The 15726-nt window shown below is 62.3% G+C and carries 18 protein-coding genes and 4 tRNA genes; 4 read left to right on the plus strand and 18 right to left on the minus strand.

Features of this window, described 5'->3' with window-relative positions; genetic code table 11:
• Positions 1–171: 171 nt before the first annotated feature.
• From OU994_RS23065 to OU994_RS23075, 3 genes are all read right to left on the minus strand, one after another.
• The gene (locus OU994_RS23065) at positions 172–1182 is read right to left on the minus strand and encodes an alpha/beta hydrolase (protein WP_281607860.1); all 1011 of its coding nucleotides are present in this window, start codon (positions 1180–1182) and stop codon (positions 172–174) included.
• A gap of 49 nt (positions 1183–1231) precedes the next feature.
• Entirely contained in the window at positions 1232–2389 is a 1158-nt protein-coding gene (locus OU994_RS23070) for an aldo/keto reductase (RefSeq protein ID WP_281607861.1), read from the minus strand.
• A gap of 79 nt (positions 2390–2468) precedes the next feature.
• A complete protein-coding gene (locus OU994_RS23075; RefSeq protein WP_281607862.1) occupies positions 2469–3446 on the minus strand; it encodes an aldo/keto reductase in 978 nt (325 codons plus the stop codon).
• 132 nt (positions 3447–3578) lie between these two features.
• Here OU994_RS23075 and OU994_RS23080 point away from each other — a divergent pair, with 132 nt between their 5' ends.
• Positions 3579–4472, plus strand: coding sequence for a LysR family transcriptional regulator (locus OU994_RS23080; protein WP_281611695.1), 894 nt, complete (start codon positions 3579–3581; stop codon positions 4470–4472).
• A gap of 593 nt (positions 4473–5065) precedes the next feature.
• Positions 5066–6127 (plus strand): hypothetical protein, encoded by a 1062-nt coding sequence (locus tag OU994_RS23085; protein ID WP_281607863.1) that lies wholly within the window; start codon positions 5066–5068, stop codon positions 6125–6127.
• Positions 6128–6191: 64 nt separating this feature from the next.
• Here the strand turns inward: OU994_RS23085 and OU994_RS23090 are convergent, their stop codons facing one another.
• Positions 6192–6395 carry a hypothetical protein gene (locus OU994_RS23090; protein WP_281607864.1) on the minus strand — a complete coding sequence of 68 codons (204 nt, stop codon included), beginning with the start codon at positions 6393–6395 and terminating at the stop codon, positions 6192–6194.
• Between the two features lie 13 nt (positions 6396–6408).
• A complete protein-coding gene (locus OU994_RS23095) occupies positions 6409–7719 on the minus strand; it encodes a leucine-rich repeat-containing protein kinase family protein (RefSeq protein WP_281607865.1) in 1311 nt (436 codons plus the stop codon).
• 149 nt (positions 7720–7868) lie between these two features.
• Between OU994_RS23095 and OU994_RS23100 the strand changes: the two genes are divergently transcribed.
• Together OU994_RS23100 and OU994_RS23105 are read left to right on the plus strand one after the other, a co-directional pair.
• Positions 7869–8228, plus strand: coding sequence for a hypothetical protein (locus tag OU994_RS23100; protein ID WP_281607866.1), 360 nt, complete (start codon positions 7869–7871; stop codon positions 8226–8228).
• On the plus strand, positions 8225–8407 hold the full coding sequence (locus OU994_RS23105) for a hypothetical protein (protein ID WP_281607867.1): 183 nt from the start codon (positions 8225–8227) through the stop codon (positions 8405–8407). Before OU994_RS23100 ends, OU994_RS23105 begins: the two co-directional genes overlap by 4 nt.
• Positions 8408–8490: 83 nt before the next feature.
• Here OU994_RS23105 and OU994_RS23110 read toward each other — a convergent pair whose 3' ends face one another.
• The 13 genes from OU994_RS23110 to recO all read right to left on the minus strand — a co-directional run bounded on the left by OU994_RS23110 (position 8491) and on the right by recO (position 15666).
• The gene (locus tag OU994_RS23110) at positions 8491–8766 is read right to left on the minus strand and encodes a hypothetical protein (protein WP_281607868.1); all 276 of its coding nucleotides are present in this window, start codon (positions 8764–8766) and stop codon (positions 8491–8493) included.
• A gap of 2 nt (positions 8767–8768) precedes the next feature.
• Positions 8769–9080 carry a hypothetical protein gene (locus tag OU994_RS23115; RefSeq protein ID WP_281607869.1) on the minus strand — a complete coding sequence of 104 codons (312 nt, stop codon included), beginning with the start codon at positions 9078–9080 and terminating at the stop codon, positions 8769–8771.
• A 510-nt stretch (positions 9081–9590) separates the two neighbouring features.
• Positions 9591–9890 carry a hypothetical protein gene (locus OU994_RS23120; RefSeq protein ID WP_281607870.1) on the minus strand — a complete coding sequence of 100 codons (300 nt, stop codon included), beginning with the start codon at positions 9888–9890 and terminating at the stop codon, positions 9591–9593.
• 61 nt (positions 9891–9951) lie between these two features.
• Positions 9952–10167, minus strand: coding sequence for a hypothetical protein (locus OU994_RS23125; protein ID WP_281607871.1), 216 nt, complete (start codon positions 10165–10167; stop codon positions 9952–9954).
• Between the two features lie 263 nt (positions 10168–10430).
• A tRNA-Cys gene (locus OU994_RS23130) sits at positions 10431–10504 on the minus strand.
• A gap of 55 nt (positions 10505–10559) precedes the next feature.
• A tRNA-Gly gene (locus tag OU994_RS23135) sits at positions 10560–10635 on the minus strand.
• Between the two features lie 39 nt (positions 10636–10674).
• Positions 10675–10750: transfer RNA gene (locus OU994_RS23140), tRNA-Gly, on the minus strand.
• Between the two features lie 82 nt (positions 10751–10832).
• Positions 10833–10908 (minus strand) — tRNA-Gly (locus OU994_RS23145).
• An 89-nt stretch (positions 10909–10997) separates the two neighbouring features.
• Positions 10998–11582, minus strand: coding sequence for a CDP-diacylglycerol--glycerol-3-phosphate 3-phosphatidyltransferase (pgsA, locus tag OU994_RS23150; RefSeq protein ID WP_281607872.1), 585 nt, complete (start codon positions 11580–11582; stop codon positions 10998–11000).
• A gap of 145 nt (positions 11583–11727) precedes the next feature.
• Positions 11728–13572, minus strand: a complete 1845-nt coding sequence (gene uvrC / locus OU994_RS23155; protein ID WP_281611696.1) for an excinuclease ABC subunit UvrC — start codon at positions 13570–13572, stop codon at positions 11728–11730.
• Positions 13573–13618: 46 nt separating this feature from the next.
• On the minus strand, positions 13619–14017 hold the full coding sequence (acpS, locus tag OU994_RS23160) for a holo-ACP synthase (protein WP_281607873.1): 399 nt from the start codon (positions 14015–14017) through the stop codon (positions 13619–13621).
• The gene (pdxJ, locus tag OU994_RS23165) at positions 14014–14772 is read right to left on the minus strand and encodes a pyridoxine 5'-phosphate synthase (protein WP_281607874.1); all 759 of its coding nucleotides are present in this window, start codon (positions 14770–14772) and stop codon (positions 14014–14016) included. The genes acpS and pdxJ overlap by 4 nt, the downstream gene beginning before the upstream one ends.
• Before the next feature lie 72 nt (positions 14773–14844).
• Positions 14845–15666 carry a DNA repair protein RecO gene (recO, locus tag OU994_RS23170; RefSeq protein ID WP_281611697.1) on the minus strand — a complete coding sequence of 274 codons (822 nt, stop codon included), beginning with the start codon at positions 15664–15666 and terminating at the stop codon, positions 14845–14847.
• Positions 15667–15726 lie beyond the last annotated feature (60 nt).

The following is a 15726-nucleotide window of genomic DNA, read 5'->3' on the forward strand; positions in this document are numbered from 1 at the left end:
TGGCCGTGCTTCTACAGCGCGAGCACGGCCTGCGGCATGGATCACTCTTGCATTTTATTTACTGTACCGGACACGATTGAAATTGATTAGATAGCAAATATCGCAAGGGCTTATTAGCTGGGCTAATCAATCAGGAGTGCCGCGAAGCGATGTGCCATCGTCCGGCCGACGCTACCGAATGGCCTTTCTCCAGAACTGCATGGCATCACCGATCCAGCCTTCGGCACTCGTCCCGACGCCAGTACCGAAGCCATGCGCGATACCGGGATACACGCGGAATTCAACCGCTGTGCCCTGTTTTTCCAGCGCGGCGACCCGTCGTCGCATGACCTCTGGGGGAGCAATGCGATCGTGCTCTCCGACGACGACGAACGTGGGCGGCTCGCTGGCGGCGAGGTCGGAGTGGCCGGTGTATGCCATCACCACGGTCGCAGGCTTCGGCAGTGCGGCCCCGCCGAATCGGGCCGCGCCGTGCGAACCGATCGCCGCGGCCATCCTCGCGCCGGCCGAGCTGCCCCACAACGAATAGCCGCGCGTATCGACACCCAGTTCCGCGGCATGCCGGAAGATGTACGTCAGCGCGGCAGCCAGGTCTTCGTTGGCCTTGCTGCCGCCAGCGCCAACGCGGTAACGCAGCACGAAAGCGTTGTAGCAGCGGCGCGCGATCTCGGCAGCATACGGAAAGCCCTCGTGCAGGGAACCGACGTACTCGAAGCCGCCGCCCGGTGCGATCACCGCGAACGGCGCTCCCGGTTTGCCCCGCAGGAAAAACAGGCCAGTCTGCGCAAGTTCCGGGTCGGCCCGCCGCTGCGCTTCGCTGTAGAAATGGTAGAACACGGTCTTGCCGGCGTTGGCATCGCCGATCATGCGGTTCAGCGCGGAGACTACCGTCGCCGGATCGACATGGGTGTGATACGGCATCAGCTTGCCGGCGTCCTTCAGCGGCAGTGTCTCATCGACCTCGCGGCCGACCCAGGGCAACAGCAACGGGCCGAACCCGGCGAACGCGGGATGGCGCAGCATGTCGCCGATCCGGGTATCCGCCGACAAGGCCTGCGAGTCCTGTCGCGTGAGGACAGCGCTGGCGCTCCCGGGCCGTTCCTGCGCCTTCGCATCGAACATCACCAGCGCAAGGGAAAACAGGAGACAGGCCGGTGCGGCAATCGTTATCGGGGTATGCATGCAAGGCTCCTGTTCAGATGCCAACCGTTGTGGTCACGCTATCCACCATTCAGGGCCTGAGCGGCGCTTCGACACCGGAGAACGCGAGCACGGCATCGGGCAGCCGTGCGCCGCGGACCTGGATCGCCGCCACGGCAAGGTTCAGCTCCGCGATTTCCGCCGCCGCGAAACTGAGGCTTGCCGCACCATTGTTTTCCAGCATATGGGCCATTTGCGTGGTGCCGGGAATCGGCACGATCCACGGCTTCTGCGCCAGCAGCCAGGCCAGTGCAATCTGTCCGGAAGTGGCCTGCTTGCGCTCGGCCCAGCTTTTCAGCAAGGCCACCAGCGCCAGGTTGGCCGGCAGGTTGTCCGGTGCGAAGCGCGATTCGATCTTGCGGATGTCGCCATCGGCGAAGCGCGTATTGGCGTCGATGGCGCCGGTGAGGAACCCCACGCCAAGAGGACTCCATGGCACGAAACCGATGCCGAGCTCCTGGCACAGCGGCAGCACGCTGTCCTCCGGTCCGCGCCACAGCATCGAGTATTCGTTCTGCACCGCCGTGACGGGCAACGCCGCATGGGCGCGCCGCAAGGTCTTGAGGCCCATCTCGGAGAGGCCCCAATGCAGCACCTTGCCTTCTTTCATCAGGTCGCCGACGGCGCCGGCCACGTCCTCGATCGGCACCTGCGGATCCACCCGGTGCTGGTACAGCAAGTCGATGCGGTCGGTGCGCAGGCGCTTGAGCATGCCTTCGACGGCTTGCCGGATATGCGCGGGCCGGCTGTTCAGGCCTGGGCGGCGCGTCCCCGTCTCGAGGTCGATGTTCCAGCCGAACTTGGACGCGATCACGACCTTGTCGCGGAACGGCGCCACGCCCTCGCCGAGAATCCGCTCCACTTCGTGCGGCCCGTAGGCCTCGGCCGCGTCGAAGAAGGTGACGCCCCTGTCGAAAGCGGTGCGGATGATGTTGTGCATCCCGGCCCGGTTCGGCACCGTGGTCTGGTAAGTCCGGCTCATGTTCTGCACGCCAATGCCGATGCTGGACACTTCCAGCGCACCGAGCTTGCGGCGGCCGGTCACGGTACCTGGCGCAGCGTTGACGTTCGCGGCCAGCGGGGCCGCGCTGCCCACCAGGGGTACCGCCGCCAGCGGCGCGGCTGCCAGGGTGCCGGCGGCCAGCATGAAACCGCGCCGGCCAGCGGTATGTCGTTCGTTCGTTGCCATATCGAATTCCTCTCAATGCAGCGCACTCTCGCGCCGTGATAAACGAGTTGCCGGGGTCGGCGAAACGATGCTTGACGCGTTACCGGTCGACCATCTGTTGCGAGGCAGGGGCATACCGCTCGCCGTGCACCGGCACCTGGGCGATCGCCTTGCCGATGTCGTCCAGCTCTTCCGGTGCCAGCGTCACCGCTGCCGCCCCGAGGTTTTCATGGAGGCGATGCAGTTTGGTGGTGCCGGGGATCGGCACGATCCACGGCTTTTGTGCCAGCAGCCATGCCAGCGCAATCTGCGCAGGCGTGACATTCCGGGCGGTGGCGAGCGCGCTGACGATATCGACCAGCGCCTGGTTCGCCGCGCGCGCCTCGGCCGAGAAGCGCGGCACGGTATTGCGGAAGTCGGTGGCATCGAACCGGGTCGCCGCATCGATGCCGCCGGTGAGAAAGCCCTTGCCCAGTGGGCTGAACGGAACGAAACCGATGCCCAGCTCGTCGAGTACCGGCAGGATGTGCTCTTCCGGTTCGCGCCACCACAGCGAGTACTCGCTCTGCAGGGCAGCGACCGGCTGCACCGCATGCGCGCGGCGGATCGTCTGCACGCCCGCCTCCGACAAACCGAAATGCTTGACCTTGCCTTCGCGGATCAGGTCCCGCACCGTGCCGGCCACCTCTTCGACCGGCACCGACGGATCGGCGCGGTGCTGGTAGAACAGGTCGATCCGGTCGGTCTTCAGGCGCCGCAGCGACTGCTCGGCGACTTCGCGGATACGCTCCGGGCGGCTGTCGAGGCCTTGTTTCGGATCGCCGTTGCGGAAGCCGAACTTGGTAGCGATGACGACCTGGTCGCGAAACGGCGCAAGCGCCTCGCCCACGAGTTCCTCGTTGGCGCCGTAGGCTTCGGCGGTATCGAACAGTGTCACGCCCTGTTCGACGGCCGAGCGGATGACGGCGATCGCATCCTGGTGGCCGGTGACCGGACCGTAGCCGAAACTCAGACCCATGCAGCCGAAGCCGATGGCCGATACGCGCAGGCCGCTGTTGCCGAGTTCACGTTGTTGCATCGATGTTCCTTCCATATCTGAGATCACAAACCCGGAGAGTCCGCCGGGCCGATCGATGGAAGTACTGTAATCCGCACGGCACGATTTGATTAGCCGGTACAATGCGCTTGTCGTTATTAGCGGAGCTAATGAATCGTGAGAGATAACCTCAATGACTTCGCCGCGTTCGTGACGGTCGCGCGCGAAGGCAGTTTCACCCGCGCGGCGGCACAGTTGGGCGTTTCGCAGTCGGCATTGAGCCAGACGATCCGCGGGCTGGAAGAACGGCTGGGACTGCGCCTGTTCACGAGGACGACGCGCCGGGTCGCACCAACCGACGCGGGAGAACGCCTGCTGGCGACGATCGGGCCCCGGCTCGACGGCATCGAGTCGGACCTTGCGGCATTGCGCGAACTACGGGACAAGCCGGCCGGCAGCATTCGCATCACGGCATCGGAACACGCGGCCGACACGTTGTTGCTGCCCAAGCTGGTGAAGCTGCTCCCCGAGCATCCGGACATCAAGGTCGAGATCAGCACGGATTACCGGATGGTCGACATCGTCGAGCAGCGCTTCGATGCTGGCGTACGGCTGGGCGAATACATCGCCAAGGACATGATTGCGGCGCGGATCGGGCCGGACGTGCGGATGGCGGTGGTCGGCGCGCCCGCTTATTTCGCCAGGCGGCCGATACCGAAAAAGCCACAGGACTTGATGGAACACGACTGCATCAACGTGCGCCTGCCAACGCACGGCGGTTTGCTGCCGTGGGATTTCAAGAAGGGCCGGCACCAGCTCAATGTGCGTGTCGACGGCACGCTGATCTTCAATGGCTACCCGCAGGTCATCAAGGCCGTGCTGGCCGGCATGGGCCTCGCCTTCGCGCTGGAGGAGGCGGTCCAGCAGCATATTGCCGAAGGCCGCCTCGTGCGCGTGCTGGAGGACTGGTGCCATGTGTTCCCGGGCTATCACCTGTATTACCCGAGCCGGCGGCAGCCGTCGTCGGCGTTTGCGCTGGTGGTGGAGGCGCTGCGTTACCACGGATAACGCGACGATACGCTGGCGAGAAAACCCGGACGCGTAGCACAGGGGCTGGGAAGTCAACGCGGTCGGGCCATATCGGGCCGAACTGGTCAATTCTTGGAGGCGAGGACGGAAGTCGAACCCGTCTAGACGGCTTTGCAGGGTGTATCTCATCCATACAAATCAGGGGCTTTTGCAAAACGGCAGATATGACCGCTTTAGTTGCCGACATAATACAGTCCTGGTGCACAAAATGCGGGCTTAACTGAGCAAAGTCCCGAATGTTTATTGATGAGAAAGAACGGTTTGAATAGCCGTCCGGAGACGAGACTCCGACGGTATCAGCAATATCCTCCCATGAAAAGCGCCTCGTCGATTTTTGTACTTCTCTTCCTCCCCCTGCCACGACAAGCCGTTATTGGCGCTCTTTGGATAAGCTTGGACGGAGACGACCTTGGGGGCAATAATGAAAATCAATCGAAATCTGCCAATCTCGTGTCGCCCACCGTGAGTTTTGGTGAGACTCCAGCACTGCCCTTCGTTGCACAATAGCTTAACCGCGCGTGATGTCGCCATGACGGTCCGCGGGTAGAAGGCACCACTCCGAAAGGGACAGGATGGGATCAATTTATTGGCTGCCCGCAGTGCTGATTGGTGCCATCGCACTCACTTCCAAGATGACACGCTCACCAGCATGGATGGACGCATTATTTGCCGTTTTGGCTGCATCGTCGGGGCTGTGGCTCATGTATCGATGTTTTCTTGATCGTCGTGCAGTCACCGTACCATTAACGGACTGGAGAACGAAATCGATACGCGCACTGGCATCCTCGATCAAGAGCAGGCCTTCGTTTAGATTCTTCCTGTTATTCGGCATGGCACTTGGCTCCTTCGGCGTCGCTTGCAAACTCGCCAACTGGGAAGTTGCCGGTGACGGGCTGTATGGAGCCAGTGCGTCAACACTGGTACTGGCCGGCGCTCTTGACGTGTGCCATATCGGGCGAAGGATGCTTTCGAAGGCATGGGCGCCTGCGGCTGGGAAACTTCTTTCCATAACGATCGGCATTGCGCTTGCCTGCCTGGCATTGTCACTTGCGAAAAGCGCTACGCACTCGATCACCCGAATCGATCCAAAGTACTTCTCCGAATTCACTACTGCACTCACCGCAATCATCCTCCCCTTGGTCTATGCCATGGCGGGAGCAATTCTGCTTGCAGCTTTCGCGTGCATTCAATGGTTGAAGCTTGCCTTGCTCTTGACACTCGTTGGCCGTGATCGTCACTTGTGGTATTCCGCCGTGGAGGCCCCTCGCGGCAGCTTAGGCGACTGGCAAAATGGCGGCATCAACTCATCCGCGGGCCCAGATGCAACCTTGACACATGACATCAGGCTTTTCAACGACGTAACGCACATGGTGAGACCATTTGCACTCGTTACAGTCGCACTGGTGTTCGCAGCGATTTCTGGGCAAACGCTTGATCTGTGGCCGACCGTGAAGCCTTCTTTAACGACGCTGCTAGTCAAGATGGAGTACCGAAGCAACAGCGCGTGTCCCAACGCGCCAACGTACCCGGTTGCATATATGGACGACGACAACATATCTGTAGCTATTCAGGCCGACGGTAAGTACCGGTTTGAAATAAGACCTTGCGGATTGCAAAAACAGGAGCAGAGCTGATGGATCTTCGGCTCTCGTGCTGTGCGAGTCAAGCCATCGCACTTGTCAATACAAGGTTGGGGCCTCACTTCAACCCATGGCGTACGATCCCCCTCCTCACCATTTCCGCATCGTACATCCAGAAGTCGGCTTGCTTGATCAGCTCCTCCGACTGTACTTTGCCACCGGCATATTCTTGAAAGAGCCATGCACTGACCGCAGCCACCTGGCTGGAGAGATGAGCGGCAAATGTCATCTGCGCAATGACATTCCGGTTCGGGCTGCGCATCACATCGGTGTGCTCAGAAGCGCTGCAAGACCGTATCGAACAAGGGGCGCGCGCCCGGGTGTGGCTGGGTGCAGTCGCGCTGGAGAGCGGCCAGGCGCGCGAACGCCTCGCGACAAGGACCGGCCGCATCGCACCTCGCCATCAATTCACCGAGCAGCAAGCCGAAGGCGCGCACTTCCAGCCGCTGCAGCGCCCTGGCTTCGCGGCTGTGCGGCGCAAACAGCGACGCGGCACCGAAGTCGCCCAGCAAGGCTTCTCCTGCGTCCGTATGCAAGATGTTGTGCGCATACAGGTCGCCGTGCATGATGCCGCCGCTGTGCAAATGTTGCGCCACCGAGGCAATGCCACGCGTGAGCCGCAGCAGGCTGTCGAACGAAAAGCGCTTTGCATCCGGGTAGACGTCGCGCGTGCAGCTCTCCAGGCTGGGGGGCCCGGCAAGGTTGTGGAACGCGGGCTCAATCAGGGCCATGACACACCCATGGATGCCATCGGGATGATCGTCGATCTTGCCCAGGACCGGAATCAGGGTCGGATGGCTGCCGGCGCCGATGCAGGCCGCCAGCTCGCACCCGGGCAGGCCATCGCTCGTGATCGCACCCTTGAACAGCTTCACCGCGACGGCCGTTTTACCTGTCCCGGACTGCCGCAACTGCGCCGCGTAGATAATGCCGGATGCACCTTCACCCAATTGGTGTCCGATCTCCAGTTGCTGCCATGCGATGCAAGCCCGATGCGCTTCAGACACCGCTGCCGCTTCGTCCGATGCGGTGAAAGGGTTGCCGGCAAACGCCAGCCAGGCCAGCCTGGGCATCTCGAGCAGCCACGCCGGCAGACTGGTGAGCCGGTTCGCGGCAATGCGCAGCAATTCCAGGTTCACACAGTCTGCCAGCTCCTCGGGCAATGCGCTCAGCCGGTTACCCGCGAGCATCAGCTTTTGCAACCGCGCGCAGTGGCCGATCGACGCGGGCAGGACATCGATCTGGTTGTCGGTCAGGATCAGCCAGCGCAGCGAAGGGGGCAGCGCTTCTGCCGGCACGGCGCTGATACGGTTGCTCTTGAAACCAATCATGGTCAGTTGCCTGCAGGCGCCCAGGACGGCAGGCAACTCGGTGAACTGATTGACCGAGCAAAACAGGACACGCAGCCTGGTCAGGCGGGGCAGGTCGTCGGGCAGCGTCGACAGCGCGTTGCCGGACAGGTCGAGTATTTCCAGTGTGTTCGCCAGATCGAAGATCTCGCGCGGGAATTCAGTGAGGCCGCACGACAACTGAAGCCGGACAGTGCCGGCCAGCGCGCCGCTTTGTAATTGTTCCAGGGTATGCATGAGGGCTGGGTCGCCAGTCGAAACGGAGACGGTTTGCGCGAGGCGATATTCTACTGCACGGACAGCATCATTCATTGCAGGCAGTGCGCCGTGCCGCTGTCGGTTCGCCTGGTTGAGCAGTTCGACGCCAAGCCTGCTGGTTGAATCGAGTGCACAATGCAAAAAGGGCAGCCACATCGGCTGCCCTCGGTATTGGAGCGGGAAAGAGTCTCGAACTCGATCCTGACGCCGGCGCAACTCGCCGCCGCGCTGGCGGCCGCCCGGCAGGCGCAGGAATAAAGCAGCGCTACTTCCAGAAGCCGAACGGCGAGCAAATCAACCAGCGCGTCCAAGCGGTCGTGTTCGATGATAGCGGCGCGTGGTCGATCGACAAGAATGGCAATCGGACGCGTGGTGCCGGCTGGCCCCTGCGCAACGCACCTAGTTCGGTCGAGTCCGGGCATTGGGTGGAGCGGCGCGAGAGCGACGAGCCAGCGAGCCTGCCCGAGCTGAAAGGCAGCGCCTGGTGAGCCGCTACTTCACCCGCAACTGCCTGGAGCTGCACTTCCCCAACGATTGCAGCCATATCGAGGTCACGGATGACGGGCGCTACCTGCACCACAAGGACGACGGCAGCATCCGCCAGAACGCCGACCTGAAGGTGTCGGCGATCGACTGCTGCCTGCGCTACGTGGCGAACGGCCACTGATCGAGATCGACGCCCAGCGTCGCCCTCTGGCGCCGACAGGCTCATACATTGGCGCCGATCATTGGTAGCGCACGCAACATACCTTAATGCGGTAGTTTCGGGAAAAAGTAGAGCAAAGCGGCAACGGACAGCGCAGTGAGAATAGCGCCAACCGCATGGTCGCTAACCATTCTAATAACGTATTTGCAGGCTCGCACGAGCCAACTGCGTTGCGGCGCTGGTGTTGCCGCAGGGGCTCCAGTTTCGTTATCCTTGGCGACAAAGTCATCGACCTCTCGCCCTTTGTAGAGGGTGTCGGACTGAGTTTTGTTATTGGTCAGCTCAACGTTTTTTACTTTATCAATTTCGAACATGGCCATAGTCAGCCCTTCTTGGAGAGATTTTTAACCGCTGCCGCAAGGACGCTTTTACCTGGCTGTATCTGAATTACGGGGAACCCTGGCAAGCGGCGTGCTGCCGGCGGCCGCCCATTCGGAAAATGTTCGTTTCCTGTCCCTGTCAGCTTCTCGACCTGATCCGCTTTAACCAAGACTGGCGTATCTCCACTATTCCTATTCACCGTCACGCTGCCGCACTGAATGATTTCAATCATCGACTTCAGTGCAGGCGAATTTTCGACGTAGTTGTCACTTACGTCATAGTCACCGTACGCCACGGTAATTAAGCTATTCATTGGAACACCCTCCATTCACGACATAATAGTCGAGTTTCGTTGAGGGTGGACAGTTTGCCGATTTCGCGCGCTAGCCGACAAAGGTAAGCAGTTATTCACAGTCTCGACTTGGACGGACCAGCCATACCTGCTCGCCATGCACCTTTTCCCCAGTGCGAGAATCGATCTCGTACCCGCAAAGTACGAACCCGCGCTCATCCACCTGCTCGACGGCGGGGTTGAACAATGGCTTGCATAAAGATCCCATCTGGAGAGCGCCAGTCTGCAAGAGGTCCGCCATGTGCGTCGCGCCACCGCCGCTCTGCCATTTGTCGGTTGATTTCAGGACTAATCTGCCGATCATCGGGCCTGTGGCCCGGGGTTCTTCGCCGGTGTCGCGCTCACCGTCCCGCCGGAGAAGGACGACAGAAACTGGCAGGCCCAGCGGACGCTCCGTCCGCGGTAGCCCGCTCATAAGATGGCTGGTGCCGGGCATAGGGCGAGATCGAACAGCAGTCTGGTGCTTCAGCTCTATAGGCCGCTCCTTGCCGCGGGCTTGACGCAATTGAGGATCTGACGGATGCGCGCCTCTTCATCCCTTTCCAGGCGCCGATCACGCTCGTCATCCGTGCGGCGCTCGTAGTCGGGGTCGTGTGCCTGGGCCACCGACTTGTCCTTCTCCGTGTACTGCGCGTACCGATTCGGCAACTGCCGTATCGGATTGATGACGAGCGCCGTGATGTTGCGCCGGCCGCCGTAGTCTAGGCACCGCCTCAGCGCGCCGACGTGGTGCCAGATCGTTCCCGGTGCCAGGTTCAGCTCGGTCTTCATTTTGAAAATCCAGTCTTCGACCCATTGGTAGTTACTCTCTTGCAACCGTGCCGATGCGGCCTTAGATCATGTTCAGGATCTTCATGTCCGAGTCGGCGACAGCGTTGTTGCTAAGGTATGGGCGGATCAGTTCGGCCAGGAGCGTCGGCTGGTCCTTGGCAGTGGTCAGCTCGGTCGGCACGATGCCTAGATCGAGCAGCGCCTTCAGTTTCGCCACATAAGCGTCGGCCTCGACTTCCTGGTCGGCGTCGTAAGTTAAGTAGATAGGCTTGGGCAACAGCTTGGCCCGTTTGATGTTGTATTCCAGCTTCCCATTGCGTAGCCGTTAGTCAGCATGATATCCCTCGTTATCCCTATACTAAAACTGGCGTTGACGGCCAACACACACTTTAAACGGGTGGATGGGCCACCCGTTCGGGTAGATACAACGGGATTCAACGGGATCTAACCGCACTCAAACAAGTCACGGCTGACAAAAGAAAAAGCCCACCGAAGTGGGCTGAGTCTTTGTTTCTTCAGGCATTTGCCTGTCACTGATCTTGGAGGCGAGGACGGGAGTCGAACCCGTCTAGACGGCTTTGCAGGCCGCTGCATAACCGCTTTGCTACCTCGCCAGAGGGAACTTTTACTGAAGACGTCAGCCGGTTATGAGCTGAAATCCTGGAAACCTGGAGCGGGAGAAGAGTCTCGAACTCTCGACCTCAACCTTGGCAAGGTTGCGCTCTACCAACTGAGCTACTCCCGCATGGAGTTACTACTTTTGATGCTGCCCCGGTCTTTCGACTGGAGCGGGAGAAGAGTCTCGAACTCTCGACCTCAACCTTGGCAAGGTTGCGCTCTACCAACTGAGCTACTCCCGCATTTCAGGAACCGCATTATCGCAGAAACATCAAACGATGCACAGCGAATTGTTGACTCAACACTAAACGCCTCAAGCACATTTGGAGCGGGAGAAGAGTCTCGAACTCTCGACCTCAACCTTGGCAAGGTTGCGCTCTACCAACTGAGCTACTCCCGCTTCGTGCTTGCTGCTGCGTCGTCATCAACAACAGGCCAGCATTATAGAGGATCGGAACGGGCTGTCAAGGGAGAAACTAAAAATACTGTTTAGCTCAAATTGCCCGAGCGTTCCTTGATCAGCGGCCAGGCCTTTTTCAGGTAGTAGAACATCGACCACACCGTCAGCACGCTGGCCAGCCAGAGGAGCTTTTCACCCCAGAAGCGGGTGTCGACGGCACCGAAGATCACGTCGTAGTACAGCAGCGCCGGCAGCGCCGTCATCTGCGCGGCCGTCTTGATCTTGCCGATGGAATTGACCGCCACCGATTTCGATGCGCCGATCTGGGCCATCCATTCGCGCAGCGCGGAGATGGTGATCTCGCGGCCGATGATGATGAAGGCGAGGATCGCGTTGCAGCGGTCCAGCTGCACCAGCACCAGCAGCGCGCCGGCCACCATCAGCTTGTCCGCCACCGGGTCGAGGAAGGCGCCGAAGGCCGAGGTCTGGTTCCAGCGGCGCGCCAGGAAGCCGTCGAACCAGTCGGTGATGGCGGCCACGATGAAGACGACGGTGGCGGCCAGGTTGCGATCCTCCAGCGGCAGCCAGGCGGGAGGGAGGTAGAACACGCCCACGACCAGGGGGATCAGCGCAACGCGCAGCCAGGTCAGCAGGATCGGTATGTTGAATGGCATAAGTGAGGCAAAAGCGGCGGGTAAAGGCGGCGACTGTAGGAATAGTGATAACGCGCCGCTAGTCTACCTTGCCGACCGGGGTAATGCCAGCAAGCACGGTTCAGCAGGACACCGGCCAAGGTCCGTCCTGCTATCGCGCGGCCGCTCAATGCAGGCGGCGGTAGATTTCTTCGGCCAGTTTTGCCGATATGCCTTCCACCGACATCAGGTCCTCGACGCTGGCATTCGTGACGCCGCGCAGGCCGCCGAAGCGCGCCAGCAGGCGCTGGCGGCGCTTGGCGCCGATGCCTTCGATCTCTTCCAGCGTGGACGTCTGGCGCGTCTTGGCGCGCTTGGCGCGCATGCCGGTGATGGCGAAGCGGTGCGCCTCGTCGCGGATCATCGCCACCAGCATCAGGGCGGCCGATTCCTTGCCCAGTTCCTGCGGCGCACGGCCGTCGACGAACATCAGCGTTTCCAAGCCCACTCTCCTGCCCTCGCCTTTCGCCACGCCGACGATCAGGCCGATGTCGAGCCCCAGTTCGACGAACACCTGGCGCGCCATCTCGACCTGGCCCTTGCCGCCGTCGATCAGTACCACGTCCGGCATCACGCCATCGCCGTTGGCCACCTTCTCGTAGCGGCGCATCAGCACCTGGCGCATCGCCGCGTAATCGTCGCCGGGCGTGATGTCGTTGATGTTGTAGCGGCGGTATTCGCTGTTCTGCATCTGGTGGTGGTGGAACACCACGCAGGAGGCTTGCGTGGCTTCGCCCATCGTGTGGCTGATGTCGAAGCATTCCACGCGCAGCGTTTCCAGGTCCTCGTTTTCCAGGCCCAGCACGTCGGCCAGGGCGCGCGTGCGCGATTGCTGCGAACCCTGTTCGGACAGCAGCCGCGCCAGCGCGATCTCGGCGCCCTTCTGCGCCAGCTCGAGCCACTGGCGGCGCTGGCCCTGCGGCTGGAACAGCAGGTTGATGCGGTGGCCGCACTGCTCCTGCAAGGCCAGGATCAGTTCCGGCTGGTCGAACTCGATGTTCAGGATCAGCACGCCGGGGATGGTCTTTTCCGTGTAGTGCTGGACCAGGAAGGCCGACAGCACCTCGACATCCATCGGCTGTTCGGCCACGGTCTCGGCATCCATCACATGCGTGGGGAAGTAGGCGCGATCGCCCAGGTGGCGGCCGCCGCGCACCATGGCGAGGTTGACGCAGGCGCGGCCGCCCTGCACCACCACGGCGATGATGTCGACGTCGGAGTCCGAGGTTTCCATGCTTTGCTGGTGCAGCACCTTCGACAGCGACTGGATCTGGTTGCGCACCGCGGCGGCCTGCTCGAATTTCAGGTCGGCGGCGAAGCCGTGCATCTTCTGCTCCAGCTCCTCCATCACTTCGGTGGTGCGGCCGCGCAGAAAGCGCGCGGCATTGTTCACGTCGACCCGGTAGTCCTCGGCGCTGATCGCGCCCACGCAGGGCGCGCTGCAGCGGCCGATCTGGTTCAGCAGGCAGGGCCGCGTCCGGTTCTGGTAGACGCTGTCCTCGCAGGTGCGCAGCATGAACACGCGCTGCAGGATCTGCATCGATTCCTTGACCGCCCACGCGGACGGGAACGGGCCGAAGTACTGGTTCTTCTTGTCGACTGCGCCGCGGTAGTACACCATGCGCGGCACCGCGTCGCCCGTCAGCTTCAGGTAGGGGTACGATTTATCGTCGCGGAACAGGATGTTGAAGCGCGGCTGCAGCGTCTTGATCAGGTTGTTCTCGAGGATCAGCGCTTCGGCTTCGCTGCGCGTCACCGTCGTTTCCAGCCTGGCGATGCGCTCGACCATCATGGCGATGCGCGGGCTGGACAGGTTTTTCTGGAAGTAGTTCGACACGCGCTTCTTCAGGTCGCGCGCCTTGCCCACGTAGAGCACCTTGTCTTCCGCATCGAAATAGCGGTACACGCCGGGCAGGTTGGGCAGCTTGGCCACGGTGGCCAGGACCTGCTCGCGCGCCGACGGCGCCGCCATCGTCTCCGGTGCCGCTGCCACTGCCGCCGTGTTCTCCACTTTCATCTCACTCATCAAGCTTCTCCACGATCACGAACGCGACCGCGTATTCCTCTTCATCGCTGACGGTGACCTGCGCCGCCAGCCGGTTGTGCTCCATGTATTGTTTCAGATCGCCGCTGCAGACGATGCACGGCTTGCCCAGCGCATCGTTGAGCAGCTGCGCGGCGGGCCATGTCATGGGCGGACGCAGGCCCAGGCCCAGCGCTTTCGAGAACGCTTCCTTGGCGGCGAAGCGGGTGGCCAGGTAGCGCACGCCGCGCACCGCGTTGCGTTCGCTGCGGGCGCGGAACACCGCCAGTTCGTCGGGACCGAGCACGCGGCGCGCGAAGCGTTCACCCTGGCGCGCCAGCGCTTCGCCGATGCGGGGAACCTTGCAGATGTCGGTGCCGATCCCGTGGATCATCGCGCTCCCAGGCGCGTGGAGACCATGATGGCCTTCATCTCGCGCACGGCGTTTTCCCAGCCGACGAACACCGAATGGGCGACGATCGCGTGGCCGATGTTCAGTTCCTCGATCTGCGGGATGGCGGCGATGGCCTGCACGTTGGTGTAGTGCAGGCCGTGGCCGGCATTGACCTTCAGGCCATGCCGCACGCCCCATTGCACGCCGTTGCGCACGCGTTCCAGTTCACGCTGCTGCTCCTCGCCCTGCGCATCGGCGTAGGCACCGGTATGCAGTTCGATGACGGGCGCGCCGACATCGGCCGCGGCCTGGATCTGCGCTTCGTCGGCATCGATGAACAGGCTGACGCGGATGTTCTCGCCTTGCAGCTGCTTCACCGCGGCGGCCACTTCCTTGTGGAAGCGCACCACGTCCAGCCCGCCCTCGGTGGTGATCTCGGTGCGCTTTTCCGGCACCAGGCACACGTCCGCCGGCTTGATGCGGCAGGCGAAATCGATCATCTCCTGCGTGACCGCCGCTTCCAGGTTCATCCGCGTGACCAGTTGCGGCGCCATGCGGATCACGTCTTCATCCTTGATGTGGCGGCGGTCTTCGCGCAGGTGCAGCGTGATGCAGTCGGCGCCGGCCTGTTCGGCCAGCAGCGCGGCGCGCACCGGGTCGGGGTATTGGGTGCCGCGCGCGTTGCGCAGCGTGGCCACGTGGTCGATATTGACGCCCAGGTCGATCATCGGGCCGGAGGGGTGCAGGAAGCTCATGGTCTCTTCTTTTTACGGTTGCTATGAGGTTTGCTATGACATTTGCCATTGCGGCCGCTATTGCGGTCGCCACTACAGTTGCATCAGGTCGATCAGGATCTGGCGCGTGTTCAGCGGCGCGCCGTTCAGCTGGTGCGCCAGCAGGAAGCGCATCAGCTGCTTGCTCTGCGCCTGCGTGGCCGGATCGGTGTATTCCTCGCGCTGCATGTCGAGCAGCGTCTTGCCGGCCACGCGGGGCGCCGTGTCGTCGTCGCGGGCGGGCCGCGGGCCGCGCTCGGGATCGACCACGTACTGCACGGCCGCCTTGACCTTGCCGCGCGTGTCCGCGCAGCGCGTGAGGTCCGCCGCCACCCCGGTCTCTTTAAGTAAGGCCGTTTCGAACTTTCGCAAGACGATCGGCGGCGGCTCGTTGTGGGCCAGCTGGTTCAGCGTCGACACGTAGTGGTCGAACAGCGCCGGGTGCGCGTCGTCGCGCGCCAGCAGCTTGACCAGCAGCTCGTTGAGGTAGAAGCCGCACAGCAGCGCGGTCTTTTCCAGCGGCAGCAGGCCACCGACCCAGTCGGCATCGGTCAGCGTGCGCAGCTCGTTCTTGCCGGTCCAGCCGGTGGACAGCGGCTGGAACGTCTGCAGCACGCCGCGCAGTTGCGAGTGCGGGCGCTTGGCGCCTTTCGCGATCAGCGCCACGCGGCCGAAATCGCGCGTCAGCAGCTCGACGATCAGGCTGGTTTCCTTGTACGGATAACTGTGGAGGACGAAGGCGGGCTGTCCGCTGACGCGGGTGCCCACGGTGCGGGGCGCGGTGCGCTTGCGGGCCTGCTGGGGTCGCGCCGCGGCCGGGGCCGGCGCCGGGACCGATTTCAGCAGATAGGCGACGGCGTTGTCGCGCACTTCCATGGCCGGGCTCGCGCTTGCGCTGGCGGTCGTTTCATTGCCCGGCACGGTGGCGGGGACTTG

It is taken from the genome of Pseudoduganella sp. SL102 (genome assembly GCF_027856995.1).
In the GTDB taxonomy this organism is placed as follows: Bacteria; Pseudomonadota; Gammaproteobacteria; order Burkholderiales; family Burkholderiaceae_D; genus Rugamonas; species Rugamonas albidiflava.